At 72.0% G+C, this 25,164-nt stretch carries 19 protein-coding genes and 1 other RNA gene; 7 read left to right on the forward strand and 13 right to left on the reverse strand.

Annotated elements, in window-relative coordinates:
* Positions 1 to 9 precede the first annotated feature (9 nt).
* The 4 genes from ITJ55_RS02340 to ITJ55_RS02355 all read right to left on the reverse strand — a co-directional run bounded on the left by ITJ55_RS02340 (position 10) and on the right by ITJ55_RS02355 (position 8,046).
* Complete coding sequence (locus ITJ55_RS02340) at positions 10 to 1,650, reverse strand: glycoside hydrolase family 26 protein (RefSeq protein ID WP_194593916.1); 1,641 nt, start codon at positions 1,648 to 1,650, stop codon at positions 10 to 12.
* A complete protein-coding gene (locus ITJ55_RS02345; RefSeq protein WP_194593917.1) occupies positions 1,643 to 3,235 on the reverse strand; it encodes a glycosyltransferase family 2 protein in 1,593 nt (530 codons plus the stop codon). Before ITJ55_RS02345 ends, ITJ55_RS02340 begins: the two co-directional genes overlap by 8 nt.
* Positions 3,236 to 3,742: 507 nt before the next feature.
* The gene (locus tag ITJ55_RS02350) at positions 3,743 to 6,688 is read right to left on the reverse strand and encodes a bifunctional [glutamine synthetase] adenylyltransferase/[glutamine synthetase]-adenylyl-L-tyrosine phosphorylase (protein WP_194593918.1); all 2,946 of its coding nucleotides are present in this window, start codon (positions 6,686 to 6,688) and stop codon (positions 3,743 to 3,745) included.
* 20 nt (positions 6,689 to 6,708) lie between these two features.
* Positions 6,709 to 8,046 carry a glutamine synthetase family protein gene (locus ITJ55_RS02355; RefSeq protein WP_043592660.1) on the reverse strand — a complete coding sequence of 446 codons (1,338 nt, stop codon included), beginning with the start codon at positions 8,044 to 8,046 and terminating at the stop codon, positions 6,709 to 6,711.
* A 37-nt stretch (positions 8,047 to 8,083) separates the two neighbouring features.
* Between ITJ55_RS02355 and ITJ55_RS02360 the strand changes: the two genes are divergently transcribed.
* The gene (locus ITJ55_RS02360) at positions 8,084 to 9,877 is read left to right on the forward strand and encodes an NAD+ synthase (protein WP_194593919.1); all 1,794 of its coding nucleotides are present in this window, start codon (positions 8,084 to 8,086) and stop codon (positions 9,875 to 9,877) included.
* Between the two features lie 47 nt (positions 9,878 to 9,924).
* Here the strand turns inward: ITJ55_RS02360 and ITJ55_RS02365 are convergent, their stop codons facing one another.
* Positions 9,925 to 10,095, reverse strand: a complete 171-nt coding sequence (locus tag ITJ55_RS02365) for an SPOR domain-containing protein (RefSeq protein WP_194593920.1) — start codon at positions 10,093 to 10,095, stop codon at positions 9,925 to 9,927.
* 66 nt (positions 10,096 to 10,161) lie between these two features.
* Between ITJ55_RS02365 and map the strand changes: the two genes are divergently transcribed.
* Positions 10,162 to 11,025, forward strand: a complete 864-nt coding sequence (gene map, locus ITJ55_RS02370) for a type I methionyl aminopeptidase (protein WP_194593921.1) — start codon at positions 10,162 to 10,164, stop codon at positions 11,023 to 11,025.
* 12 nt (positions 11,026 to 11,037) lie between these two features.
* Positions 11,038 to 11,799 carry a polyphosphate--glucose phosphotransferase gene (ppgK, locus tag ITJ55_RS02375; protein WP_194593922.1) on the forward strand — a complete coding sequence of 254 codons (762 nt, stop codon included), beginning with the start codon at positions 11,038 to 11,040 and terminating at the stop codon, positions 11,797 to 11,799.
* A gap of 75 nt (positions 11,800 to 11,874) precedes the next feature.
* Here the strand turns inward: ppgK and rnpB are convergent.
* The 6 genes from rnpB to ITJ55_RS02405 form a co-directional block, all read right to left on the reverse strand.
* Positions 11,875 to 12,255, reverse strand: an RNA gene (gene rnpB, locus ITJ55_RS02380) — RNase P RNA component class A.
* Between the two features lie 94 nt (positions 12,256 to 12,349).
* The gene (locus ITJ55_RS02385; RefSeq protein WP_228497544.1) at positions 12,350 to 13,093 is read right to left on the reverse strand and encodes a zinc ribbon domain-containing protein; all 744 of its coding nucleotides are present in this window, start codon (positions 13,091 to 13,093) and stop codon (positions 12,350 to 12,352) included.
* A 112-nt stretch (positions 13,094 to 13,205) separates the two neighbouring features.
* Entirely contained in the window at positions 13,206 to 14,021 is an 816-nt protein-coding gene (locus ITJ55_RS02390; RefSeq protein ID WP_194593923.1) for a Nif3-like dinuclear metal center hexameric protein, read from the reverse strand.
* Positions 14,022 to 14,030: 9 nt separating this feature from the next.
* Positions 14,031 to 15,590: a hypothetical protein gene (locus ITJ55_RS02395; protein ID WP_194593924.1), complete on the reverse strand. Its 1,560-nt coding sequence runs from the start codon at positions 15,588 to 15,590 to the stop codon at positions 14,031 to 14,033.
* Positions 15,591 to 15,707: 117 nt separating this feature from the next.
* Positions 15,708 to 16,496 (reverse strand): alpha/beta fold hydrolase, encoded by a 789-nt coding sequence (locus tag ITJ55_RS02400; RefSeq protein WP_194593925.1) that lies wholly within the window; start codon positions 16,494 to 16,496, stop codon positions 15,708 to 15,710.
* A 14-nt stretch (positions 16,497 to 16,510) separates the two neighbouring features.
* Positions 16,511 to 17,650 carry an FAD-dependent oxidoreductase gene (locus ITJ55_RS02405; protein ID WP_194593926.1) on the reverse strand — a complete coding sequence of 380 codons (1,140 nt, stop codon included), beginning with the start codon at positions 17,648 to 17,650 and terminating at the stop codon, positions 16,511 to 16,513.
* A 166-nt stretch (positions 17,651 to 17,816) separates the two neighbouring features.
* Between ITJ55_RS02405 and ITJ55_RS16415 the strand changes: the two genes are divergently transcribed.
* From ITJ55_RS16415 to ITJ55_RS02425, 4 genes are all read left to right on the forward strand, one after another.
* Positions 17,817 to 18,761, forward strand: coding sequence for a septum formation family protein (locus tag ITJ55_RS16415; RefSeq protein WP_194593927.1), 945 nt, complete (start codon positions 17,817 to 17,819; stop codon positions 18,759 to 18,761).
* A gap of 53 nt (positions 18,762 to 18,814) precedes the next feature.
* Positions 18,815 to 20,284 (forward strand): cardiolipin synthase, encoded by a 1,470-nt coding sequence (gene cls / locus ITJ55_RS02415; RefSeq protein ID WP_194593928.1) that lies wholly within the window; start codon positions 18,815 to 18,817, stop codon positions 20,282 to 20,284.
* Positions 20,285 to 20,419: 135 nt separating this feature from the next.
* Complete coding sequence (locus ITJ55_RS02420) at positions 20,420 to 21,805, forward strand: magnesium chelatase (RefSeq protein WP_194594707.1); 1,386 nt, start codon at positions 20,420 to 20,422, stop codon at positions 21,803 to 21,805.
* A gap of 8 nt (positions 21,806 to 21,813) precedes the next feature.
* A complete protein-coding gene (locus ITJ55_RS02425; RefSeq protein ID WP_194593929.1) occupies positions 21,814 to 23,811 on the forward strand; it encodes a VWA domain-containing protein in 1,998 nt (665 codons plus the stop codon).
* On the opposite strand, the gene ITJ55_RS02430 is transcribed toward ITJ55_RS02425, so the two are convergent.
* On the reverse strand, positions 23,780 to 24,601 hold the full coding sequence (locus tag ITJ55_RS02430) for an SCO1664 family protein (RefSeq protein WP_194593930.1): 822 nt from the start codon (positions 24,599 to 24,601) through the stop codon (positions 23,780 to 23,782). The two genes, ITJ55_RS02425 and ITJ55_RS02430, sit on opposite strands and share 32 nt — an antisense overlap.
* Positions 24,601 to 25,155, reverse strand: a complete 555-nt coding sequence (locus ITJ55_RS02435) for a DUF3090 domain-containing protein (protein WP_194593931.1) — start codon at positions 25,153 to 25,155, stop codon at positions 24,601 to 24,603. The genes ITJ55_RS02430 and ITJ55_RS02435 overlap by 1 nt, the downstream gene beginning before the upstream one ends.
* Positions 25,156 to 25,164 lie beyond the last annotated feature (9 nt).

Below are 25,164 nucleotides of genomic sequence, written 5' to 3' on the forward strand. Positions count from 1 at the left end.
CGAGGGCCGTCATGTCGCCGGCTCCAGGTCGTAGCCGATGTCTCGACGGGTGATGCCCTCGGTGAAGGCGGCCAGGCTGTCCGAACGGGAGGTGAGGCGCCAGTCGTTCGTGGAGCGGACCCCGTCGACGACGGTCGTCGCGACCAGGTCGAAGTACGAGAAGCCGATGATGTCGTCGTTCGCCGGATCCGCGAGGGCGGTGAACAGCGAGTTGAACCACTGGGCCTTCTCGCTGGTCGAGGTGGGATCGGACGACCCGCCCGTCTCGCTGGCGCCGATCTCGGCGAGCAGGATGTTCTTGCCCGGCGCCACGGCCCGGAGCTGCGCGAGGGTGGCCCCGAACGTGCTGTCGAAGGTGGGCTTCGACTTGTCGTCGTAGGGCGGGCGGTAGTAACCCGACATGCCCACGATGTCGACGTAGTCGGCACCCGGGTAGAGGGTGGCCAGGAACTCCTGCGTCGTGTGGTTGCTGCCGCCGGTCTTGCCCGTCGCCAGGCGGTCGACGCGCGTGGGCGCCCAGACCCAGGCGACGAGGTCGTTCGCCCCCTGGCGTTCGAACAGGTCGTGCACGTGCTGCCAGGCCGCGACGAAGTCAGTGGGCGAGTTGCCGTTCACCGCACCCTTGCTGTTGCCGTAGTCGGTGCTCCAGGGGTACCAGGTGCCGTTCATCTCGTGGTCGAAGCGGAGCGCCAGGGGCATGCCGTTCGCCACGATGTCGTCGGCGTAGGTGGTGAGGTACTGGTCGAAGCTGCCGTCGACGATCTTCGACAGGCTGTAGTCGGGCTGCTCAGGCTCGTTGTTGCCGGCCTTGATCGGCTGCGACTCCCAGGTCAGCACCGGCAGCTTGCCGCGCGACCACGACGACCGGACGGCGTCGGCCCGGAAGTCCTGGTCGAAGCCCTGGAAGTAGCCGACCATGTTCGCCTCGGACCCGACGGCCGCCTCCTGGGCGTCGTAGGTCGCCCAGTTGAACGGGGCCTGATCGGTGAAGAGACCGAAGTAGCGGGACTCGGGGTCGACGATGGAGGCGAGCGACGGCGTCTGGACCGGCACGGGGCCGATCGTGCCACCGCCGGTCGACCCGTTCGCGCCACCGCCTCCCGACCCGGTGCCGGCACCGGCGGACGCGCCGTCGCCGCGACCACCGGACGCCGTGCCCGCGCTGCCCGAGCCCGTTCCACCGCCCGTGCCGCCGCCCGTGCCTCCGCCTGCGCCGCTGCCTGCCCCGCCACCGCTCGAGTCGGCGGCGGACTGGGCCTGGGCGAGGGCCGACTCGGCCGAGGAGAGCTTCGCCTGGGCCGCGGTCAGCTGCCCCTCGGAGGTCCACGCCTGCTGCTGCACGTCGGCCAGGGCCGCCTTGCTCTCGGCGAGTTGCTTCTTGGCCGAGACGAGTTGGTCGAGCAGTGCCGACCGGTCCGCCTTCAGCGACGAGACGTTGATCGACGGGTCGACGCCCGTGACCTCGGTGACGGCGCTGCGGACGACGTTGTCGGACGGTGAGATCCAGATCAACCACGAGATCATGGCGAGCAGCACGACCACGGCCGTGGCACCGAGTGCCGTGCGGCGCGCGTTGCCGTGCGAGGTCGCCCACCAGGCGCCGGACTGCATGTGGAGGGGTGTGACGAAGTCCTGGGTCGAGTCAGACAATGAAGAAGACCTCCAGGGCGATGATGGCGGCGCCGATCAGGTACGGGAATCCGGCTTTGGGGTTGAGGCGTCGTCGAGGAGGCGCGGTGGCGGTCGCCACGGCGGCGACCGGCGTCGAGACGGGCGCGCCGGCCTCCTCGGCCTCGGCGGCCAGCGCGGCCTTGCGGCTCTTCACGAGGACGGCACCACGCTCGTCGGTCTCGTCGGCCGCGGAGCCGAAGTCGAAGAGGGTGTCGACGCCGGGGTCGACGCCGTCACGGAACTGCCGCTCGAGGGCGTCGATGGGGGCTTCGTCGGCCACCTCGTCGAGCGCACCCTGCATCTCGTCGTTCGCCGCGCCTCCTGCGTAGGCGCCGGCCCTCGTGCCCCAGCCGCTGGCGTGACCCATGCGGAAGAAGCCGATGACCCGGATGGGCATGAGGAAGAACGTCGACACGATGATGAACACCGGCAGGCGGAAGAAGTCCGACGGCTTCTCGGCGAGGTGGCGCATCTGGCGGATCGCCATGCTGAGCACCGACGAGAGCACCATCAGCACGACGATGCCGATGACGCCGGTCTGGACGCCGTACTCCTCGAGGATGCCCCGGTAGAGGTTGACGCCCTGGCCCGTGATGCCGCGGTAGATCCAGCCACCGATGACACCCATCAGCATGAACGGCAGCACGATGTCCATCGCGAAGAAGAACGCGAGCAGCGGCGCGTGCCCGACCATCCAGGGCATCATGCGCAGGGTGTTGTACTGGCTGCCGCGCGCCCAGCGGAGCTGCTGCTTGTAGAGCTTCTTGACCTGCAACGGGGCGTCCGTGTAGACGAGGCTCGTGTGCTGGTACACGGTGCGGTAGCCCTCTTTGAGCGTGAGGTTCGTCAGGGTGCGGTCGTCGCTGACCTCGAGGAAGACGCCCATGAACTTCTCGGTCATGAACTTGTCCATGACCCGGACGAGGATCTCGCGCCGGAACGCGATGGTGCGCCCGGGCAGGCAGCCGATCTGGCCGAGCACGCTCTGGGCGGGCATCGAGTAGAGGGCACGGGAGTTCTCGAGCCAGTCGGCCCACCGGGTGATCCAGCTGCGCTCGGGCTCGAGGATGCGCTGACGGGTGGTGACTCCCCCGACGTTCTCCTGGGCGAAGGGCCGCAGCAGTTCGGGCAGCGTGCCGGGCGTCCACACCGTGTCGGAGTCGACCAGGACGGTGATGTCGCCGCGGCTCAGCTCGGTGCCGATCATCACGGCGTTCCGCTTGCCGGGGATCGGCGTGTGCACCCACCGGACGAGCGGGCCGAATTCGTCGCACACGGCGGCGAGCTCGGGGTTGGGCTTGCCGTTGATGACGACGATGATCTCGCCCGGACGCTGCTCGACCATGCGGCCGATGACGTCACGGAACAGGTCGAGAGGTTCGTCCACGACGGGGACGACGACGCTCGTGGTGCCCCGGAACTCGCCGGTGAAGGGGCGGTACCGGCGCGAGAGCAGGACTTTGACGATCCACAGCACCCAGATGAGGGCGCTGTAGGCGGCGAAGAGGTAGATCTCGGGGTATCCGCCCGCCATGGATCGGAGTTGCAGGATGAAGGTCAACACGATGGCCACCTGAGGTGTGAGAAGGGGATCGACTTCCGCGACGTTGGGGAACTGGTCTATCGGGTTGAGGGAATTCTCAGTCACCGACGGTGCGCTCACAACCACCCCCCGCGGGCGGGGCACTCGGGGGCGACCGTGGGGTACATCGCGTCCGTCGAGCTGCTGTCGGCCGAAGTGCCGACACGGGTCTCGTCGGTGGACCCGCGCCACGCGACCGTGTCGCCCAGGGGGCGGAACGACGCCGGCGCCGCGTGCGTCGTCGCCAAAAGTGCAGCTCAGGGGCACCATGCCCGGTGGTCGACATGTCGTTGCCCTATGGGCACTCAAGGCCGCGGGCCCGATACGGTCGCGCGGCCCGCGCATGCGGGCCATCCGGCCGAAACGACCCGGACATCTGGGCCGGGGTACGGGTGACCCGTTCGGGGTACACGAGTGTGGCACCGAAGTACCCCGTCGCGAGAACGCCCCTCGACGGCACCCCGGGCGTGTCGCGTCCGACGCCGGACGTCAGCCGAGGGGCTCGGGCGTCTCCTCGACGCCGTAGAACTCCCTCTCGAAGACCGCCCGTGACCTGCGCGTCGCGGCGAGGTAGTCCTCTTCGAGCGACGTGGCCGAGCCGGGCGGGTACTCCATCAACCGAGCCACTCCCTCGAGTTGACGTCGATCGCGGGGCAGGACGTCTTGCGTGCGCGACGTCCAGAGGGTGACGGCGGAGCGGGCCCGCGACGCCATGATCCACGCGTCGTGCAGGCGCTGCGCGTCGTCGGCCGAGACGAGGCCCGCGTCGCGGGCGGCGGAGAGCGCGTCGAGCGTCGACGACGTCCGGAGGCCGGGCACCCGGACCGCGTGCTGCAGTTGCAACAGCTGGACGAACCACTCGACGTCGCTCAGTGAACCCCGCCCGAGCTTCAGGTGCCTCGAGGGCTCGGCCCCCTTCGGCAGACGCTCGGACTCGACCCGGGCCTTGATGCGCTTGACCTCGCGGACCTGTTGCTCGGTCAGCTCGGCCGGGTAGCGCACGTCGTCGGCGACGGCCATGAAGTCGTCGAGCAGGGCCGGGTCGCCGGCCACGGGTCGGGCACGCAGCAGGGACTGGGCCTCCCACGTGAGCGACCACCGGGCGTAGTACGCGCGGTACGACGCCAACGACCGGACCACCGGCCCGTTCTTGCCCTCCGGGCGCAGCCCGGTGTCGAGGTCGAAGGGCACGAGGGCGTCGGAGGTGAGCCGGCTCATCTCGGCGGCGACGGCGAGTGCCCGGCGATGGGCGGTCTCGTCACCCTCTCGGGCCCGGTAGACGTAGAGGACGTCGGCGTCCGAGCCGAACCCGAGCTCGCCCCCGCCGTAACGCCCCATGGCGACGACGCCGAACTCGAGGTCGCCGGCCTCGCGTCGGGCCAGGGCGAGGGCCCCGGTCACCGACGCGGTGGTCACCGCGGTCAGCCCGCGGGCGAGCGAGTCGATGTCGAGGATGCCGAGGATGCCGCCGACGGCGAGCCGGAGGATCTCGCGTCGACGGGCCTGGCGCAGCACGGCGGCCGCCGCGTCGGGCGACCGGTGACGCGCCAGGGTCGCCCGCGTCTCGTCGAGGAGGCTCTCGAGGGGTCGGGCACGGAGTTCGGCGTCGTTCTCGAGCCAGGCCGCCGCCTCGGGGATGCGCTCGAGCAGGTCGGCCGCGAAGGTCGACGACGACAGCACCGTGGTCAGGCGGTGGGCAGCCCCCGACGAGTCCCTCAGCATGCGGAGGAACCAATACGACTCCCCCAGCCCGTCGCTCAGCCGCCGGAACGCCAGCAGCCCGAGGTCGGGGTCGGTGCCGTCGGCGAACCACTGCAGCATCGCCGGCAACAGGTGCCGTTGGATGTTGGCGCGTCGGGAGACACCCGCGGTCAAGGCCGCGATGTGGCCCAGCGCACCCTTCGGGTCGGCGAAGCCGATGGCCGCGAGGCGGGCGGTCGCCTGGTCGGAACTGAGGGCCAGGTCTTCTTCGGGTCGGGCGGCCACCGCCGAGAGGAGAGGGCGGTAGAACAGTCGGACGTGCAGGGTCCGCACCCGACGCTTCACCCCCTGCCACAGGTCGACGAGCTGGGTCGCGCCGGCCGCGAGGCCGGTGCCGCGGGCGAGCACGCGGAGGGCGTTCTCGTCGGTGGGCATGAGGTGCGTGCGGCGCAGTCGCGTGAGCTGGATGCGGTGCTCGAGCAACCGCAGCACGCGGTAGTCGCGGTCGAACTCGGCCGCCTCGGCGCGACCGACGTAGCCGCGCGAGGCCAGGGCCCCGAGCGCGTCCAGCGTGGACCGCTGGTGCACCCGCTCGTCGGCCTGGCCGTGCACCAGCTGCAGCAGTTGGATCGTGAACTCGATGTCGCGCAGGCCACCCGGGCCGAGCTTCAGCTGCCGGTCGACCTCGTCGGCGGGGATCAACGCCGTGACGCGCTCGCGCATGGCCTGCACCGACTCGACGAAGTTCTCGCGGGACGCGGCGGACCAGACGAAGGGGGCCATCGCCGTGACGTACCGCTCGCCGAGTTCGACGTCGCCCGCCAGCGGCCTCGCCTTCAGCAGGGCCTGGAACTCCCACCCCTTGGCCCAACGGTCGTAGTAGGCGACGTGCGACTCGAGCGTGCGGACGAGGGCGCCGTCCTTGCCCTCGGGACGCAGGTTGGCGTCGACCTCCCACAGGTCGGGCTCGACCGCGAGATCGGAGATCGCCCGGGCCGCGTGCATCGCGAGGCGGCTGCCGATCTCGACGGCCCGACCGTTCTCGAGCCCGTCGACCCCCTCGGCGACGTAGACCACGTCGACGTCGCTGAGGTAGTTCAGCTCGCGGGCCCCGGCCTTGCCCATGCCGATCACGGCGAGGCGCGTGCGTTCGACGTCGGCCGCCGGGAACGGCACCTCACGCCGGGCGACGTCGACGGCCGCGTCGAGTGCGGCACCGGCGAGGTCGGCCAGGGCGGCGGCCACGCGGGGCAGCACCTCGACGGGGTCGTCGGCCTCGAGGTCGTACGAGGCGAGCTGCAGCAGGTGCCGTCGGTACCGCACCCGCAGGGCGACCCGCGCCTCGTCGCCGGTCAAGCCCTCGGCGGCCCGTCGGACGTCGAGGCGGTAGGCCTCGGCCGACGGTGGCTCGTCGAGGGGGTCGAGCAACACCGCCGCCTCGGCCGGACGTCTCGCGACGAACTCGGCGAGCCCCTCCGACGCCCCGAAGACCCTCAGGAGGCGCGGGCCGGCTTGGCCGTCGAGCAGCGCGACCACGCCGGCACGGTCTCGCTCGACCGATCTCTCGAGGTGCCGCAGGGCCGCGTCCGGGTCGGCGACCGTGGCGAACCAGGGGACGAGGTCGCGGATGCCGGCCACCTCGGACACGAGGCGGTCGAGTCGGTCGCGACCGCCCCCGAGGTCGTCGAACCCGAGCCGCGCCAGCTCGGAGAGACCGGTCGCGGATCGGGGCATGGGGACGGGCCGGCCGGTCGTCAGAGGATCTCGAGGTTCGAGCGCAGCTCGAACGGCGTGACCTGCGCCCGGTATTCTTTCCATTCTTGGCGCTTGTTGAGCAGGACGTAGTTGAAGACCTGCTCGCCGAGCGTCTCGGCCACGAGCTCGCTGTTCTCCATGATCGAGAGGGCGTGGTCGAGGCTGGCCGGCAGCTGGCGGTACCCGAGGGCGCGACGCTCGGCGTCGCTCAGGCCCCAGACGTTGTCTTCGGCCTCGGCCGGCAACTCGTAGCCCTCTTCGATTCCCTTGAGACCCGCCGCGAGCATGAGCGAGAAGGCCAGGTAGGGGTTGGCAGCGGAGTCGATGGCCCGGTACTCGACGCGACTCGAGTTGCCCTTGTTCGGCTTGTACAACGGGACGCGCACGAGGGCCGAGCGGTTGTTGTGGCCCCAGGTGACGAAGCTCGGTGCCTCGTCGCCGCCCCAGAGGCGCTTGTAGCTGTTGACGAACTGATTCGTGACGGCCGTGATCTCGGGGGCGTGCTTGAGCAGGCCGGCGATGAACTGGCGGCCGATGGTCGAGAGCTGGTACTCGGCGCCGGCCTCGTAGAAGGCGTTGGAGTCGCCCTCGAAGAGCGACATGTGCGTGTGCATGCCCGAGCCGGGGTGCTGGCTGAACGGCTTCGGCATGAACGACGCGAAGACGCCCTGCTCGATGGCGACCTCTTTGATGACCGTGCGGAAGGTCATGATGTTGTCGGCCGTCGTCAACGCGTCGGCGTACCGGAGGTCGATCTCGTTCTGGCCGGGGCCTGCCTCGTGGTGGCTGAACTCGACCGAGATGCCGAGGTCTTCGAGCATGCGCACCGAGCGGCGACGGAAGTCGTGTGCGGTGCCACCGGGCACGTTGTCGAAGTAGCCGGCGGAGTCGACCGGCTGCGGGCCGTCGGCGCCGAGCTGTGCGCTCTTCAAGAGGTAGAACTCGACCTCGGGGTGCGTGTAGAACGTGAAGCCCCGCTCACCGGCCCGGGCCAGGGTGCGCTTCAGCACGTTGCGAGGGTCGGCGACGGCGGGCTGGCCGTCGGGCGTCGTGATGTCGCAGAACATGCGGGCGGTCGGGTCGATCTCGCCCCGCCAGGGCAGGATCTGGAAGGTCGTCGGGTCGGGCTGGGCGAGCACGTCGGCCTCGTACGAACGGGTGAGGCCCTCGATGGCCGAACCGTCGAAGCCGATGCCCTCGGCGAACGCCCCCTCGACCTCGGCCGGAGCGATGGCGACGGACTTGAGCGTGCCGATCACGTCGGTGAACCAGAGGCGGATGAACTTGATGCCGCGCTCTTCGATCGTGCGGAGGACGAAGTCCCTCTGTTTGTCCATGCCACGGCCTTTCTGCTCCGCCACTACGGTAGTGGACATGCCCCGACTCCGCTTGGCGCTCGCGCAGACCAACCCCGTCGTCGGCGACCTCGCCGGCAACTCCGCCCAGATCGTCGAGGCGGCCCGTCGTGCCCACGCCTCGGGCGCCGACCTGCTCGCCGCCGGCGAGATGAGCGTCACGGGCTACCCGATCGAGGACCTCGCCAGCAGGCCGAGCTTCTTGCAGGCCAGCCGGCACGCCGTCGAGGTGCTCGCCGAGACCCTCGAGGCCGAGGGACTGGGCGACCTGCCCGTCGTCGTCGGCCACGCCGACGGCCCCTTCGAGCCGCGACTGCTCGGCACGAGCAACGCCCCGACGGCCATCGCGAAGAACTGCGCGAGCGTGCTGCAGGGCGGGCGTGTCGTCACGACCACCGCCAAGTACCACCTGCCGAACTACTCGGTCTTCGACGAGTACCGCGTGTTCATCCCCGGTGACGAGCTGCTGGTCGTCCGCGTGGCAGGCGTCGACGTCGCCCTCGTGATCTGCGAGGACCTCTGGCGCGACGGCGGCCCGGTCGAACGCGTGCTCCACGCCGACGCCGGCCTGCTCGTCGTGATCAACGCCAGCCCGTTCGTCCGCGACAAGGACGAGGTGCGCCTCCCGCTCGTGACCCGTCGGGCCGTCGAGAACGACACCCTCGTGGCCTACGTCAACATCGTCGGCGGCCAGGACGACCTCGTCTTCGACGGCGACAGCGTCGTCGTCGACGGCAGCGGGACGATCCTCGCCCGGGCCCCGCAGTTCGACGAGCACCTGCTCGTCGTCGACCTCCACCCCGAGGCGGCCACCGACACCGAGCTGCCCGAGGGCATCCGCCGCGTCGAGCTCGGCCCGCCCGGCGACGCGACCGGGCAGGGTGGCGACTCGTCGTCGGCCGACGCGACCCGCGCCTCCTCGTCGGACTCCACCGCCGAACCCGAGCGCGACGTCGCCGAAGTGCCCGACGACCGTCAGCAGCTCTGGAACGCCCTGGTGCTCGGCACCCGCGACTACGTCCGCAAGAACGGGTTCCGCAGCGTGATCCTCGGCCTGTCGGGCGGCATCGACTCGGCCGTGTGCGCGGCGATCGCCGCCGACGCCATCGGCGCCGACGCCGTGTACGGCGTCTCGATGCCGAGTCGGTGGTCGAGCGACCACAGCCGCAGTGACGCCGACGACGTCGCCGAGCGGATCGGCGTGCGGTACTCGACCGAGCCGATCGCCGACCTGGTCGCCCCTTTCGAGACGCAACTTCACCTCACCGGCCTGGCCGCCGAGAACGTCCAGGCGCGGGCCAGGGCCCTCGTGCTGATGGGCCTGTCGAACCTGCACGGCCACCTCGTGCTGACGACCGGCAACAAGACCGAGCTGGCCGTGGGGTACTCGACGATCTACGGCGACTCGGTGGGCGGGTTCGCCCCGATCAAGGACGTCCCGAAGACGATGGTCTGGGAGCTCGCGCGCTGGCGCAACGCCCACGCCGAGTCGATCGGCGAGACGGCCCCGATCCCCGAGAACTCGATCACCAAGCCGCCGTCGGCCGAGCTGCGCCCCGACCAGAAGGACGAGGACTCGTTGCCGCCCTACGAGGTGCTCGACGGCATCCTCGAGGGCTACGTCACGAACGCGCTCGGGGCGTCGGACGTCGTCGCGCTCGGCTACGACGCCGACACCGTGGCCGAGATCACCACGCTGGTCGACCGGTCAGAGTGGAAGCGCCGCCAGGGGGCGATCGGTCCGAAGATCTCGGGCATGGCCTTCGGCCGCGACCGCCGCCTGCCCATCACGTACCGGCCGACGACGGTCTGAGGCCCCGGCGTCCCGTCGGCGGTCCGCCGACGGGACGGCCGAGCCGATCAGTCGTCGGCGGCCTCTTCGGCGTCGAGGGCGGCGTTGCGCGCCTTGATCGTCTCGATGGCGTGCGCGGCTTCGTCGCGCGTGGCGTAGGGCCCGACTCGGTCGACGGCCGGTGAGACCTTGCCCTCTTCGACCTCGTGCGTCTTCGTGTTGAACCAGAACTCGGCCATGGTGTCGTCCTCTCGGTGCGGCTGTCGAGAACGCGAGCCCGTCGCGCTCCCCCTAAGCTTGATCGTATGCCCCGGGACTCCCACGGATTCTTGACCCCGGGCCGGATCTCAGCACAGCGTCCGGTCCCCCCGTCGATCGCCCGACCCGAGTACGTCGGCAAGGCCGCGCCGGCCGAGTACACCGGCGGTGACGTGTACGACGCCGAGACCGTCGAGCTCATCCGCGAGAGCGGCCGCATCGCGTCGCAGGCGATCGACGCCGTCGAGGCCGCCCTCCGCCCCGGCGTCACCACCGACGAGCTCGACCGCGTCGCGCACGAGTACGTCGTGGGCCACGGCGCGTACCCGTCGACCCTGGGCTACCGCGGGTACCCCAAGTCGGTCTGCACGTCGCTGAACGAGGTGATCTGCCACGGCATCCCCGACGACACCGTCCTGGTCGACGGCGACCTGATCAACGTCGACATCACCGCCTTCAAGAACGGCGTGCACGGCGACCTCAACCGCACCTTCGTCGTCGGCGAGGGGTCGCCCGAGACCGTCGACCTGGTCGACCGCACCCGCGAGGCCCTGCGGCGGGGCATCAAGGCCGTGGCCCCGGGGCGTCAGGTCAACGTGATCGGTCGCGCGATCGAGTCGTACGCCAAGCGCTTCGGCCTCGGCGTCGTGCGCGACTACACCGGCCACGGCGTCGGGCGCGCCTTCCACTCGGGCCTGATCATCCCCCACTACGACGCCCCGCAGTACGACGACGTCATCGAGGTCGGCATGGTCTTCACCATCGAGCCCATGCTCACCCTCGGCGGCATCGACGCCGACGTCTGGGACGACGACTGGACCGTCACCACCCGCGACAAGAGCCTCACGGCCCAGTTCGAACACACCCTGGTCGTCACCGAACGCGGTGCCGACATCCTCACGCTCTCCTGAGAAAGGACCCCCATGGCACGCACGGCAGTGGGAATCGACATCGGCGGCACCGGCATCAAGGGGGCGATCGTCGACCTCGACAGCGGCGAACTGCTCTCGGACCGCATCAAGAAGAGCACCCCAGAGGGCGGCGAGCCCGACGCCATCGTCGCGGTCGTCAAGCAGATCGTCGACGAGCTCGGCCTCGACGACGCCTCGCTGCCGGTCGGCGTGTGCTTCCCGGCCGCGATCATGGACGGCAAGACCCTGTCGGCGGCCAACGTGTCGAAGAAGTGGATCGGCTTCGAGGCCGAGAAGCTGTTCGAGACCACCCTCGGCCGGAACATCCACTTCGTCAACGACGCCGACGCCGCGGGTTACGCCGAGACGCGCTTCGGCGCCGCGAAAGGCGTCAAGGGCCTCGTCGTCATGACGACCCTGGGCACGGGCATCGGCACCGCCCTCATCAACGACGGTGTGCTCATCGTCAACGCCGAGCTCGGCCACCTCGAGATCGGCGGCAAGGACTACGAGACGAAGGCCTCGTTCGCCGCGAAGGAGCGCGACGACCTCAGCTGGAAGCACTGGGCCAAGCGCCTGCAGAAGTACTACTCGCACCTCGAGGCCCTGCTCTACCCGCGCCTGATCATCGTCGGCGGGGGCGTCTCGAAGCACCACGACGAGTTCTTGCCGCTGCTCGACCTGCGGGCCGAGATCGTCCCGGCCGAGCTCCGCAACAACGCCGGCATCATGGGTGCCGCCGCGCTGGCCGCCGACTCGAACCCGGCGTTCTGAGGCGGGTCGCGACCGACGCGAGAAGACCCCGGGTCAGGAGGCGCGCCTCCTGACCCGGGGTCTTGTCGCGTGAGACGGATGGGCCGACTGTTACGCCGGGTTCTGTCCCGGTGCCGAAGCACCCTGGACGGCCATCTCTCTCGGGACTGCGTTGCCGCAGCCCTCTAGCGGTCTACCCGGGGACTCGGCGAGCAGCGTCGACATCCCCTCTTTGACCTTGCTCCGGGCGAGGTTTACATAGCCGGCCGGTCACCCGAGCCGCTGGTGGTCTCTTACACCGCCGTTTCACCCTTACCCCGCGTCGCCCCCGAAGGTGCGACCCGTGGCGGTCTGCTCTCTGTTGCACTTTCTCGCGGGTTGCCCCGGGTGGGTGTTACCCACCGCCCTGCTCTGTGGAGCCCGGACGTTCCTCGGCGGCGGGTTCGCACCCGCCGACGCGACCGTCTTGTCGACCCATCCGCGTGACCGAGCCTACCGGTGCCGCGCGACGCCCGGGTGCCGGGCAGCGGTGTCGGACGCCGCCCGGCGTCGACGGAGGCATCGGCAGGGCTCAGATGCCCGACTCGTAGGTCCGCACGAGGATCGCGTTGCTGTCAGGGCAGAGCACGACGTCGTCCTCGGCTGCGGCACGCACCGCGGCGAGGTCGCTGCCGGTCAGGGCGACTCCGCTGGCGCTCGAGACGCCGCCGCGCAGCAACGAGGCGCCGACGCCGTAGCGGTCACGCTGTCGTTCGTAGAGGGCCAGCAACTCGGGCGGCACGGTGGCGGCGATGGTCTCGCGGTTCGCCACGACCTCGGCCCGCTCGGCCTCGAGCTCGGCGAGCTTGGCATCGCGGCCCGTCTCGGCGTCGACTCGGCGGGTGTCGAGCTGGTCGAGCTCGCCCTGTGTGACGGTGGCGACGGCACCGAGGCCCTCGACGCGCTCCATGACCTCGAGCTCGACGTCTTCTAGGTCGGAGCGGCGCTTGGCGAGGGCTGCCAGCTCGCCCTCGAGGGCGGCGACGTCCTTCGTCGACGACGACGAGGCGATGCGCTGTTCGTCACGGGCGACGCGCGCCTCGACGACGGCGACGTCGGACTCGATGCGCTTCAGTTCGGCCTGTGCGTCCTCCCACGCGCCCTGCTCGGTCGCGAGGCGGCTGCGCAGGCGCGAGCCGTCGCCCTCCAGCGAGGCGAGCACGGCGATCTCGGGCAGGTTCGCCCCCTTGTGGGCGATCTGACGCAGCGTGGTGTCGAGTTGCTGCAGGTCGAGCAGCAGGGCCTGGTGCTCGTAACTGGCTTTCATCAGGGGCATGGGGGCTCTTCTCGTGATCGGGGGGAGGCGGGGGCGGAGTGCCCGGGAGGCGCGGGTCGAGGGGTCTCTGAGGTCGCGCCGCAGGGTCGTCGCGTCGGACGACCCGGGGTGCTCACTGCACGACGGCGAAGTCCCACGGGTCGGTCCGCAGGTCGCTCAGGGTGACCTCGACGTCGTGCAACTCGAGGCGGAGCTGCGCGGCCGCGGTGTCGAGCCAGAGCCACTCGCTCGCCCAGTGCGACACGTCGACGAGGGCGGGGCCCCGACCGAGTCGCATGAGCTCGCGGGCGTCGGACGCGGGGTGGTGTCGCAGGTCGCTCGTGACAAACACGTCGGCGTCGAGCACGCCGGGGTCGGCGAGCAACGAGTCGCCGGCACCGGCACAGAGGGCGACCGTCTCGACGACGCGGTCGGCCTCGCCCGCCACGCGGACGCCCGACGCGGTCGGGGGCAGGACGTCGCCGAGCTGACGGGCGAGGGCGACCAGGGTCATGGCGTGCGGCAGGCGCCCGACGACGCCCAGGCCGGTGCCGTCGACCGACCCCGCGACGAGCGGACGCTGCTCGACGAGACCGAGCTGGTGGGCCAGGACTCGCGAGGTGCCGGTCTCGACGACGTCGGCGTTCGTGTGGGCCGCGACGAGGCCGCACCCCGCTCGGACGAGCCGCGCGACGACGGCGCCCTTGGTCGTGTCTTCGGACACCGTCGACACGCCGTGGAAGAGCAGGGGGTGGTGCACGAGCAGCAGGTCGGCGCCCATGCCGAGGGCCTCGTCGACCGTGTCGAGCACCGCGTCGACCGCCAAGTGCACGTGGGTCACGGGCTGGTCGGGATCACCGACCACCAGGCCGGGTGAGTCCCACGACGAGGCGCCCGCGAGAGGCCAGAGACGTTCGATGACGGAGTTGACCGAGGCGAGGGTGGACACCTCGACAGCCTAGTCGCGAGCCGTCGAGCGGAACCCCGTGATCATGACCGCGACGATGAACGCGACGACACCGGCGCCGAGGAGGGCGACGACGACCGAGACCGGCGTCGAGAGGCCCGTGAGGTCGACGGCGCGGACGAGGTAGCCCTGCCAGGCGAACGAGCCCAGCTCGCTCAACAGCAGGCCGAATCCGACCACGGTGCCGACCACGACCCCGGCGACCACGCCGATCGGGCCGCGGCGGGCGACGCGCGACGCGTCGTCGGGCCGGGTCGAGACCGAGGCCAGGGCCGCCAGTCCGACGATGCCGGTCGTCAGGGGCACGGCGACCGTCGCGACGACGGCCGAGGCCACGGCGAGGCCGGGCACGAAGGCCAGCACCACGGCCGCCACGACGACCAGCAGGGCCGCGGCGGCGACCACGAGCGCCAGGGGGCGACGCAGCAGGGGCGGGACGGGGGCGTGGGTGACCGCCTGCGCGTCGGGCGCCGACGCGGTCGGGGCGACCAGCGCCTCCTGGTCGGCAACCGCCTGCTCGTCGGCAACCGCCTGCTCGTCGGCAACCACCTGCTCGTCGGCATCGTCGGAAGCCGTCGCGGCGACGGCCTGGGGGCCGGTCGGTGCGATGACGGTGGGGGCGTCGGCCGGCGCCGGAGCCACGGCGGGGTCGGTGGGGGCGGACGGCGCGTGGCCGGCCTCGACGACGGGTCGGGGGTCACGCGGCGCCCCGGGGGTCACCACGGGCACGACGCCGGTGAAGCGCAGGCGGGTGGCCTCGAGGGCCCGGGCGGCCTCGTCGGTGCCGACGCGGGTGATCTCGTCCTCCCACGAGGCGAAGCGGGCGGCCTCGACGCGACGCAGGTCGAGCTGGGCCTGGACCACGGCCATCAGGTCGATCGTCGCCGTGTCGTCGAGGCGCTTCTCGACCAGACGGGCGAGCACGTCGTCGTCGAGCGTGAGGCGTTCGGGAGGCTGCGGCAGGCCGTCGGGCACCGACACCGCGAGCACCGGCAGGGTGATCACCGAGGTGTCGACGGAGTGCCGGGCGACGCTCGCGGGGCGGGCCTCGTACGCGTCGGTGGGGACGACGTCGTCGAGGTCGACGTCGGCCCGGTGCGACGGGGTCGAGACCGGACGGGGCTCGCGGTGCGGCGGGCTGACGGGTGCCTCGGCGGACGTGGGCGCGACGGCCGTGGGCGCGGCCGACGCGTGCGCAGGTGCCTCGGCGTCGGTCTCCTCAGCATCGGCGGTGTCGGTCCCGGCGTCGGCGGTGTCGGCCGCGGCGGTGTGGGCAATCACGGTGTCGGCCGTCGCGGTGGCGGCACCGCTCGGGGCGAGCTCGATCGCGATCGTCTCGGACGGTCCGGCGAGCTGGTCGGCGGGGGCCTCGGGGGCGAGGGTCTGGTTCACGGGGTGGTGCTCCTGGTCGTGCCGGCCCGGCCGCGCGGTTCGAGCGGGGGCGGTGTCGTCGAGGGGTGCGACGAACGTCACACGGCGACGGTGGAACGCGACGTCGTCGTCGGAGGGCGCGATGCCCCCGACGCTCGCGGTCTGCACGTTGTCGGCCATGCTCGGATGCTAGGTGACGAACGGCCGCCGGACGGGCGGACTCGCCGGTCCGACCGGCACATTCGTCGAGCTCGGTGTCTCGCGGGGCCCGGTCGGGTGGCGCCGGCGACGGCAGGGTCAGGAGGCGCGGGTCAGGTGGGCGAGCACCTCGCGCGAGACTCCCCGCGAGCCCAGTCCCAGGTGCCCGGACCGCCGGTGCACGGCGAGCGTCGCGTCCGGCAGTCCGGCGACGGTCCGGGCGACGAGGTCGAGGGGGTAGAAGCCGTCCGCTCCCCCGGCCACGACGAGCGTCGGCGCGGTGACCGCGCCGAGGCGGTCGCCCACGTCGAACGAGTCCTCGGCCTCGAGCGTGGCGAGGAGGTCGTGGTGACGCTCGCCGACGACGAAGTGGGGCGCGAGCCGTCCGAACCGGCGCAGCAGGTTCGAGGCGGTGACGCCGGTGGTGGTCTGCGCGAGCATGGTCGCCGCGGCCCGCCTCGCGTCGCCGTCGCGGAGGTGTGCCGCCACGCGTCGCTGGGCCTCGCGGCCGTCGTCGCCGAGCCGGTGGGCCGCCGAGACGAGCACCAGCCGACGCACCACCGAGGGGTGGTCGACCGCGAGCTGCAGGGCGATGCTGCCGCCCGTCGAGGTGCCGACGACGTCGATCGGCCCGTCCGAGATCTCGGCGGCGGCACGGGCTACGTCGCCCGCGAGGTCGTGCATCGTGGTGCCCGGCGGCAGTCCGCGCCGCCGGCCGAGCGTCCACAGGTCGACCTCGTGCGCGAGTGCCGCCGTCTCGAGTCGCAGCAGGGTGCGGTCCCAGGCCGACGGGTGGTGCCGCCCCGGCCCGACGCCCGGCAGCAGGACGGTGGGCGTGCCCTCGCCGCGTCGGACGAACGGCAGGCCGCCCACGGTGCCCCGGGTCATGGCCGGTCGCCGCGTCACGGCCGGCCCAGCCGTCGGAACCTCGCCGGGGCCTCGCCGCCCTCGACGAGGTCGACGAGCATCGAGCCGACGAGCGGCGTGAACTTGAAGCCGTGCCCCGAGAACGCGGCACCGACCACGACGGGGCCCACCCGGTCGAGGACGAAGTCCTCGTCGTCGGTCGAGGTGTAGGTGCAGCTGATCGGGTCGGCCGTCTCGGCGTCGACGCCCGGCAGCCACTCGCGGGCGTAGCGCCGCAGCGCGTCGAGCTGCTCGGGGTCGGCCCGGTACGACCGCCGGTCGGGGTGGACGACCGGCCCCGTGCCGTGCCAGCCCGCCTTGACGCCCTCGCCCGGCGTCAGCATGCCGTAGACCACGCCGGGCCACCACGACTCGGCGGCGTCGTCGGGGTCGGGCCGGTGGTTGAAGCTCGGCCAGACGGCGTCGACGTCGCGGACGGCGAAGTGGGCGGGCTGCTCTTGCGTCACGGTGAGCCTCGGCAGGCGGACGAGCCCGCCGACGACGTCGGCGGTCCACGCACCGGCCGTCACGACGACGCGACGGGCGGTGATCTCGGCGTCGGCCGTGACGACGCGCACACGGTCGGGCCCCTCGACGTGGAGGCCCGTCACGGGCGTCGACCAGAGCAGCCGCGCCCCGTGGGCGACGGCGGCCCCGGCGAGGGCGCGGAGGGCGTCGGCCGCCCGGATGCGACCGCTGCCGGGCACGTGCAGCACCTCGGTCTCGAAGCGGATGCCCCGCCACCGCTCCCCCGCGTCGACGGGGTCGACGAGCTCGCTCGCCACGCCCGCCTCGGCGTGCAGCGCCCGCATGCGGCGGAGCATCGAGGGGCGACCGTGGTTCACGACCCCCACGAGGTCGAGCAGGGGGGTGCCGGTCTCGGCGGCCAGCGCGTCCCACCGCACCCGCGCCTCCTCGGCGAGGGCGACGTAGTCGGCGTCGTCGTAGGCCAGGTTGAGGTTGCGGGTCGCGCCGTGCGAGGCGCCGCGGTGGTGCCCTTGCTCGAACCGTTCGACGAGGACGACCTCGTGGCCTCGCGACGCGGCCTGCCAGGCCGTCGCGAGCCCCATGGCCCCACCCCCGACGACGACCAGGTCGACGTCGGGGCGGGACGGGCGCGGGTCACCGGCGGGCATCCCCCGAGCATAGGAGGCGCGGTGCGGCACCGCCCGTCGGCTCGCGTCGTGCGGACGCCCCCGACCGTGCCCCACCGACGGGGGGCTGCTGCGGCGTCACCGGGTGCCGGTACCATCCGACGACGGCCGCCGCGGGACGCGGTCCGCGCGACAGCAGGGGGACCTCGTGGACCGACCGGACGACCACTCGACGGCAGCGGCGCAGCACGGCGTGACGACCGCGTCGGACCTGGCCGAGGGGCTCGTGCAGCGCTTCGGACCGCTCGAGATGTTCGTCGTGCCGAGCGACTACCCCGTAGCTGGCCTCGCCGCGACGCCCGGAGGCCACCCCGAGATGCTGCGCGTCCGCCTCGGCACCACCGAGTTCGTCGACCTGGCGCACGACGGGTCGCAGTGGTTCGCCGTGCCGCTGCGCATCGACGTGGCCGGGCCCACGCCGTTCGACCAGCGGCGGCGGGATCCCTTCGGCGTCGGCGTGGGCGAGGGGACGCCCGCGGTCCTCGAGGCCGCGACCGGCGTGGTGGCCCACTGGGCGACCCTCGTGCCGCCGGAGTCCCGCCTGGGCACGCCCTGGTCCGCGCCCGCGTGGCTCGCGCCGACCTCGGCGCCGGGCGCACCGTCGTCGAAGGACCGCCGCGGAGTGCTGTTCGGCGTGCTGGGTGCGGTCGGCGTCATCGCCTTCGGCGCCGTCTGCTTCGCGATGTACCAGGCGAACGGCGGCGAAGGCGCCCTCGTCGAGACCGGGTCGGAGCTCGTGACCGAACTCGCCACCGGCGACTGCTTCGACATGACCGACGGCGTCGACGAAGAGCGCCAGACGTTCGTCGACGTGACCACCTGCGGCGAGATGCACCACTTCGAGGTGTTCGCCGAGCCCGTCCTCGACGACGTGGCGTTCCCGGGCGACGACGAGGTGACCCGGCTGGGCGACGAGGCCTGTTACGAGTCGTTCGCCGGGTACGTCGGGTCGTCGTGGGAGGACTCCGCCCTGGACTACGGCTGGTTGACGCCGACCGAGGACTCGTGGACCGCCGGCGACCGCGAGGTCACCTGCTACCTCATGACGGACCCCGAGGGCGAGACGGCGAGCCTCGCGGGCAGCGGGCGCTGACCCTCCCCGTGACGGGGCGGCCCCGGGTGCCCGCGACCTGCCATGATCGGCGGATGACCTGGCGCAAGCTCCTCAAGGCCTTCCCCACCGTTGTCTTGGTGGTCGACGTCCTCATCCGCATCGTCTCGGTGGCGGTCGTCCCCCGCAACCGGCGCCCGAGCTCGGCGATGGCGTGGCTGATGGCCATCTTCGTCGCCCCCATCCCGGGCAGCGTGCTCTACGCGCTGCTCGGCAGCTCGAAGCTGCCCAAGGACCGGCGTGACAAGCAGCGCGAGATCAACTCGCTCATACTCGAGAACACCCAGGGCCTCGACAACCGGGTGCCGACCGACGCCCAGCCGCCCTGGTTCGGCACGGTGGTCCAGCTGAACCGCACCCTCGGCGCGATGCCCCTGATCCCCGGCAACGCGACCCGGCTGCTGCCGGACTACGCCGGGTCGATCGCGGCGATGACCGAGGCGGTCGACGCGGCCGAGCGCTACGTGCACGTCGAGTTCTACATCTTCACCCGCGACGAGTCGACCTTCTTGTTCTTCGACGCCCTGAAGCGTGCCCACGACCGCGGCGTCAAGGTGCGGGTGCTCTACGACCACTGGGCGACCATCCGCAACCCCCAGGGACGCGTGACGCGCACGTGGCTGCGCGAGAACGACATCCGCTTCGAGGAGATGCTGCCGTTCCACCCGACCAAGGGGATGTGGCGGCGCCCCGACCTGCGCAACCACCGCAAGATCGTCGTCGTCGACGGCGACGTGGCCTTCACCGGCTCGCAGAACATGACCGACCCGAGCTACAACAAGCGCGGCAACATCCGGCGCGGTCTGCAGTGGAAGGACCTCATGGTGCGCCTCGACGGGCCCGCCGCGATCGGCCTGAACGCCCTGTTCATCACCGACTGGTACAGCGAGACCGACGAGCTGCCGACGGACGCCCAGGCCGGGCCCCGCGTCGAACCGCGCACGGGTGACGACGCGTTCGAGTGCCAGGTCGTCCCGAGCGGGCCCGGGTTCGACGGCGAGAACAACCTGAGGCTGTTCAACGCCCTGGTCTACGGCGCGCAGGAGCGCCTGATCATCGCCAGCCCGTACTTCGTGCCCGACGACTCGATGCTCTACGCCATCACGACGGCCGCCGAGCGCGGGGTCGACGTCCAGCTGTTCGCCTGCGAGGTCGCCGACCAGTTCCTCGTCTACCACGCCCAGCGCTCGTACTACGAGACGCTGCTGCGCGCCGGGGTGCGCATCTTCTTGTACGAGAAGCCGATCGTGCTGCACTCGAAGCACTTCACGGTCGACGACGATGTGGCGGTCATCGGCTCGAGCAACATGGACATGCGGTCGTTCAGCCTGAACTTCGAGGTGTCGCTCATGGTGCGCGGTGCCGGGTTCGTCGAGCAGGTGCGCGAGATCGAAGAGGACTACCGCGCGAAGTCGCACGAGATCACCCTCGCCGGCTGGCTGACCCGACCCGCCCCCCTGCAGGTGCTCGACAACGTCGCGCGCCTGACCGCGGCGGTGCAGTAGCGGCGTCCGGGCCGGTCCGTCGATCGCCGGCGACCACCGTCACGCGACGGATGTCGTCGAATCGTGACGTCACGGCAAGCTCGCAGGAGGCGCCCCTCGCCAGTGCGGGGCAGGGAGCGTAGCGTCACCGGGGTGATGCCTCCCTCCGTGAGAACAGTCGGCGAGCTCAGGCGCTCGGGCCACGTCCCGAAGCCCCTCCGCACCGAGATCCGAGACAACCTGCTCGACGCCCTGCGGGAGGGCCGCGACCCCTGGCCCGGGCTCCACGGCTTCGAGTCGACGGTCATCCCCCAGCTCGAGCGGGCCCTGATCGCCGGCCACGACGTCGTCCTGCTGGGCGAGCGCGGCCAGGGCAAGACCCGGCTGCTGCGCACCCTCGCGGGCCTGCTCGACGAGTGGTCGCCCGTCATCGAGGGGTCCGAGCTCGGCGAGCACCCGTTCGAGCCGATCACGACCGAGAGCCGTCGCCGGGCGGGCGAGCTCGGGGACGACCTGCCGGTCGCCTGGCGGGGCCGCGACGAGCGGTACGTCGAGAAGCTCGCGACGCCCGACACGAGCGTCGCCGACCTCATCGGCGACGTCGACCCGATGCGCGTGGCCGAGGGCCGCAGCCTCGGCGACCCCGAGACGATCCACTTCGGGCTGATCCCACGCGGACACCGCGGCATCGTGGCGGTCAACGAACTGCCCGACCTCGCCGAACGCATCCAGGTGGCGATGCTCAACGTGATGGAGGAGCGCGACATCCAGATCCGCGGGTACGTGCTGCGCCTGCCGCTCGACGTGCTCGTTGTCGCCAGCGCCAACCCCGAGGACTACACCAACCGCGGGCGCATCATCACGCCGCTGAAGGACCGCTTCGGAGCCGAGATCCGCACGCACTACCCGACCGAGCTGGTCGACGAGGTCGCGGTCGTCCGACAGGAGGCCGACCTCGTCGCCGAGGTGCCCGACCACCTCGTCGAGATCCTGGCCCGCTTCACGCGGGCCCTCCGCGAGTCGCCGTCGGTCGACCAGCGCAGCGGCGTCAGCGCCCGGTTCGCCATCGCCGGGGCCGAGACCATCGCCGCCGCGGCGCTGCACCGTGCGACCCGTCAGGGCGAGGACGTGGCGGTGGCGCGCCCGATCGACCTCGAGACCGCGGTCGACGTGCTCGGCGGCAAGATCGAGTTCGAGTCGGGCGAAGAGGACCGGGCAGAGGAGGTGCTCGAGCACCTGCTGAGGACGGCGACGGCCGAGACGGTGCGCGCGCACTTCAGGGGCCTGGACTTCGACGCCCTCGTCGACGCCCTCGAGTCGGGCGTCATGGTGACCACCGGCGAGCAGGTGACCGCCCGGGACTTCCTGGCAGGGCTGCCCTCGCTCGGCGAGAACGACCTCTACGACCGGGTGGCCGAGCGCCTCGGCGCGACGTCCGACGGCGCCCGCGCGGGAGCGGTCGAACTCGCGCTCGAGGGCCTCTTCCTGGCCCGGCGGGTCAGCAAGGAGAGCGGCGACGGTGAAGCGGCCTACGGGTTCTGAGGTGCGACGTGGCCAGGAGTAACCGGCGGTTGCACCGGGCCGCGCGCTACCAGGCGTACGCCGACGGCCCCGACCCGCTCGCGCCTCCTGCCGACCTCTCCGAGGCGCTCGACGCCGTCGGGCGCGACGTCATGGCGGGCACGAGCGCCGAGGCCGCGCTGCGAGAGTTCCTGCGCCGCGGGGGGAAGGACCAGACCGGTCTCGACGACCTCGCCCGCCAGGTCGCCGAACGCCGCAGGGCCCTCACCCGCGACCACCACCTCGACGGCACGCTGCAGGAGGTCCGCGAGCTGCTCGACCGGGCGGTCCGAGCCGAACGGGCGCAGCTCGCCCGCGACGTCGACCTCGACGACGGCGATCGCGCGCTGGCCCAGCTGCAACTCGACAGCCTGCCGCCGTCCCCGGCCGGGGCGGTCGCCGAGCTGTCCGACTACGGGTGGCAGAGCGGCGAGGCCCGACAGGCCTACGAGCAGATCAAGGACCTCCTCGGTCGCGAGATGCTCGACCAGCGCTTCGCCGGCATGAAGGGCGCCCTCGAGAACGCGACCGACGCCGACCGCGAGGCCGTCGCCGAGATGCTGCGCGACCTCAACGACCTGCTCGACGCCCACGCCCGCGGCGACGACACCCCCGAGCAGTTCGACGACTTCATGGCGAAGCACGGGGCGTCCTTCCCCGAGCAGCCGGGCGACGTCGACGAGCTGATCGACGCGCTGGCCGCCCGCGCCGCCGCCGCCCAGCGCCTCCGCAACTCGATGACGGCCGAGCAACGAGCCGAACTCGACGCGTTGGCCCAGCAGGCCTTCGGCTCCCCCGACCTGATGCAGTCGCTCGAACAACTCGACGGCACCCTGCGCTCGTTGCGACCCGGGCAGGACTGGGGCGGCTCCGAGGGCATGGACGGCGAGCAGGGCCTCGGGCTCGGCGACGGCACCGGGGTCTTCCAGGACCTCGCCGACCTCGACGCGCTCGCCGAGCAACTGGCCCAGCAGTCCCGTGGGTCGACGCTCGACGACGTCGACGTCGACGCCCTCAGGCGCCAGTTGGGCGAGCAGGCCGCCGTCGACGCCGCCGCGTTGCGACGACTCGAAAAGGCGCTCCGCGACTCGGGAGCCCTCCGGCGTCGGGCCGACGGCACGCTGGCGCTCACGCCGCGGGCCATGCGCCAGCTCGGCAAGGACCTCCTGCGCGACGTCGCCACCAAGCTGTCCGGGCGATCCGGGAGGCGCGAGCTGCGGTCCGCCGGAGCGCTCGGCGACCGCTCCGGCGCGAGTCGCGAGTGGGCGTTCGGCGACACCGAGCCGTGGGACGTGACGCGGACGATCACCAATGCGGTCACGCGGACCGCGGCCGAGGGCGCCCGGACGGACGCCGGGGTGCGCATCGAGATCGGCGACGTCGAGGTGCACGAGACCGACGCCCGGACCCAGGCCTGCGTCGCCCTGCTCGTCGACACGTCGTTCTCGATGGCGATGGAGGACCGCTGGGTGCCGATGAAGCGCACCGCGTTGGCCCTGCACACCCTGATCACGTCGCGCTTCCGGGGGGACGACCTCCAGCTGATCGGCTTCGGACGGCACGCCGAGGTGATGCCGATCGAGCAGCTCGTCGCCCTCGACGCGAAGTGGGAGAAGGGCACGAATCTGCACCACGCGCTGCTGCTGGCGAACCGGCACTTCCGCAAGCACCCGACGGCGCAACCCGTGCTCCTGATCGTCACCGACGGCGAGCCGACCTCGCACCTCGAACCCGGGGGCGAGGTGTTCTTCGACTACCCGCCGCACCCCGTGACGATCCTCCGGGCGGTCGAGCAGCTCGACGTCGCCCGCCGACTCGGCGCGCACACCAGCTTCTTCCGCCTCGGCGACCACCCGGGGCTCGCACGCTTCGTCGACGGGATGGCCCGCCGGGTGGACGGCACCGTGGTGGCGCCGGACGTCGACGACCTCGGTGCCGCGGTCGTGGGGTCGTACGTCAGAACAAGGGCCACGGAACCGCCGGCATAGGGCCGTGCGGTCCGGGGAAGACCCCGGCGGCGAGCAGTCGGTCGCACCGGTCGTCGAGGGCCTCGAGCTCGTCGGCCGTGACGAGCGTGCTCAGGGCGGCACCCAGGGCGCCCGAGAGACCCGACCGGACGCGGGCGACGCCCTCGACCTCCGCCGACGTCAGGGGGTCGCCGACCCACCCCCAGAGGACCGTGCGCAGCTTGTGCTCGGCATGGAAGGTGAGACCGTGGTCGACGCCGAACCGCCGCCCGTCGGGCACTGCGAGCACGTGGGCGCCCTTGCGGTCGGCGTTGTTGACCACGACGTCGAAGACCGCCATGCGCCGGAGCGCCTCCGTGTCTTCGTGGATCAGGGCCACGGGCCCGTCGTCGCCGTCCCCCTCGAGGACCAGGCGCCAACCGTCGTCGGGCAGGTCGTCGACCGGGACGAGGTCGACGGCGTCGTGCTCGGGGTCGACGTCCTGCCAGAGCTGCACCATGCCCTCACCGAGCGGACCGTCGCGCAGCCAGGTGCGGGGCACGACGTCCCAGCCCAGGGCCTCGGAGACGAGGTAGGCCGCCACCTCGCGGTCGGCGAGCCTGCCGTCGGGGAAGTCCCAGAGCGGTCGTTCGCCGGCCACCGGCTTGTAGATGACCGACACGTCGCCCAGGCGGGCCAGGAACGACGCGTTCGACGCCGTGCGGATCCGACCGGTGAGCTCGAGCTCGACGTCGTCGGTCGCGACGGGGCCGGGGTCGGCGCCCGAGCCGGGCTCGTCGACCTCGGCGTCGTCCGACGGCGCCGACGACATCAGAGGTCGCCGGGCAGGACGCAGACGTGACCCTCGGGGTCGATCGGCTGACCGCAGAACGGGCACAGGGGACGCCCCGCGCCGACGATCTCGAGGGTGCGGGCCGCGAACGCGCGCGCCGTGCCGACGGGGATGCGGACGACCATGACCTCGTCGGGCTCCACCGCGGTCTCGTCGTCGAGCTCGGCGTCGTCGTCGACCTCGACGAGCGGGAACGCCTCGATGACCACCTGGGCGGTCGACGGGTCCCAGCCGAGGCTGAGCGCACCGGCACGGAACTCGGGCTCGACCGGCTGGTCGAGGGGCTCGTTGTCGACGAGCTCGACCGGGATGCCCGTGGGGACGCTGACCGGGTTGCCGTCGGCGGCCATCACCTGGTCGAGGATCTCGTCGATCTTCTCGGCGAGGGCGGCGGACTGCATCTTCTCGAGCCCGACGCTGGTGACGCGGGCCCCGTCACGGGCCTGGAGGTAGAACGCGCGGGCGCCGGGGCGGCCGACGGTGCCGACGACGACGCGATCCGGCCAGTCGAAGGCGTGGACGATGGAGGGCATGGGTCGAGT

Source organism: Frigoribacterium sp. VKM Ac-1396 (genome assembly GCF_015350895.1).
In the GTDB taxonomy this organism is placed as follows: Bacteria; Actinomycetota; Actinomycetes; order Actinomycetales; family Microbacteriaceae; genus Frigoribacterium.

What these genes read in the sequence shown, in the direction of transcription:
- ITJ55_RS02350 (WP_194593918.1), bottom strand. Translation starts at nt 6,688, where the DNA reads ATGCCCCGATCCGCGACCGGTCTCTCCGAGCTGGCGCGGCTCGGGTTC.
- ITJ55_RS02355 (WP_043592660.1), bottom strand. Translation starts at nt 8,046, where the DNA reads ATGGACAAACAGAGGGACTTCGTCCTCCGCACGATCGAAGAGCGCGGC.
- ITJ55_RS02360 (WP_194593919.1), top strand. Translation starts at nt 8,084, where the DNA reads ATGCCCCGACTCCGCTTGGCGCTCGCGCAGACCAACCCCGTCGTCGGC.
- ITJ55_RS02365 (WP_194593920.1), bottom strand. Translation starts at nt 10,095, where the DNA reads ATGGCCGAGTTCTGGTTCAACACGAAGACGCACGAGGTCGAAGAGGGC.
- map (WP_194593921.1), top strand. Translation starts at nt 10,162, where the DNA reads ATGCCCCGGGACTCCCACGGATTCTTGACCCCGGGCCGGATCTCAGCA.
- ppgK (WP_194593922.1), top strand. Translation starts at nt 11,038, where the DNA reads ATGGCACGCACGGCAGTGGGAATCGACATCGGCGGCACCGGCATCAAG.
- ITJ55_RS02385 (WP_228497544.1), bottom strand. Translation starts at nt 13,093, where the DNA reads ATGCCCCTGATGAAAGCCAGTTACGAGCACCAGGCCCTGCTGCTCGAC.
- ITJ55_RS02395 (WP_194593924.1), bottom strand. Translation starts at nt 15,590, where the DNA reads ATGGCCGACAACGTGCAGACCGCGAGCGTCGGGGGCATCGCGCCCTCC.
- ITJ55_RS02400 (WP_194593925.1), bottom strand. Translation starts at nt 16,496, where the DNA reads ATGACCCGGGGCACCGTGGGCGGCCTGCCGTTCGTCCGACGCGGCGAG.
- ITJ55_RS02405 (WP_194593926.1), bottom strand. Translation starts at nt 17,650, where the DNA reads ATGCCCGCCGGTGACCCGCGCCCGTCCCGCCCCGACGTCGACCTGGTC.
- cls (WP_194593928.1), top strand. Translation starts at nt 18,815, where the DNA reads ATGACCTGGCGCAAGCTCCTCAAGGCCTTCCCCACCGTTGTCTTGGTG.
- ITJ55_RS02420 (WP_194594707.1), top strand. Translation starts at nt 20,420, where the DNA reads ATGCCTCCCTCCGTGAGAACAGTCGGCGAGCTCAGGCGCTCGGGCCAC.
- ITJ55_RS02430 (WP_194593930.1), bottom strand. Translation starts at nt 24,601, where the DNA reads ATGTCGTCGGCGCCGTCGGACGACGCCGAGGTCGACGAGCCCGGCTCG.
- ITJ55_RS02435 (WP_194593931.1), bottom strand. Translation starts at nt 25,155, where the DNA reads ATGCCCTCCATCGTCCACGCCTTCGACTGGCCGGATCGCGTCGTCGTC.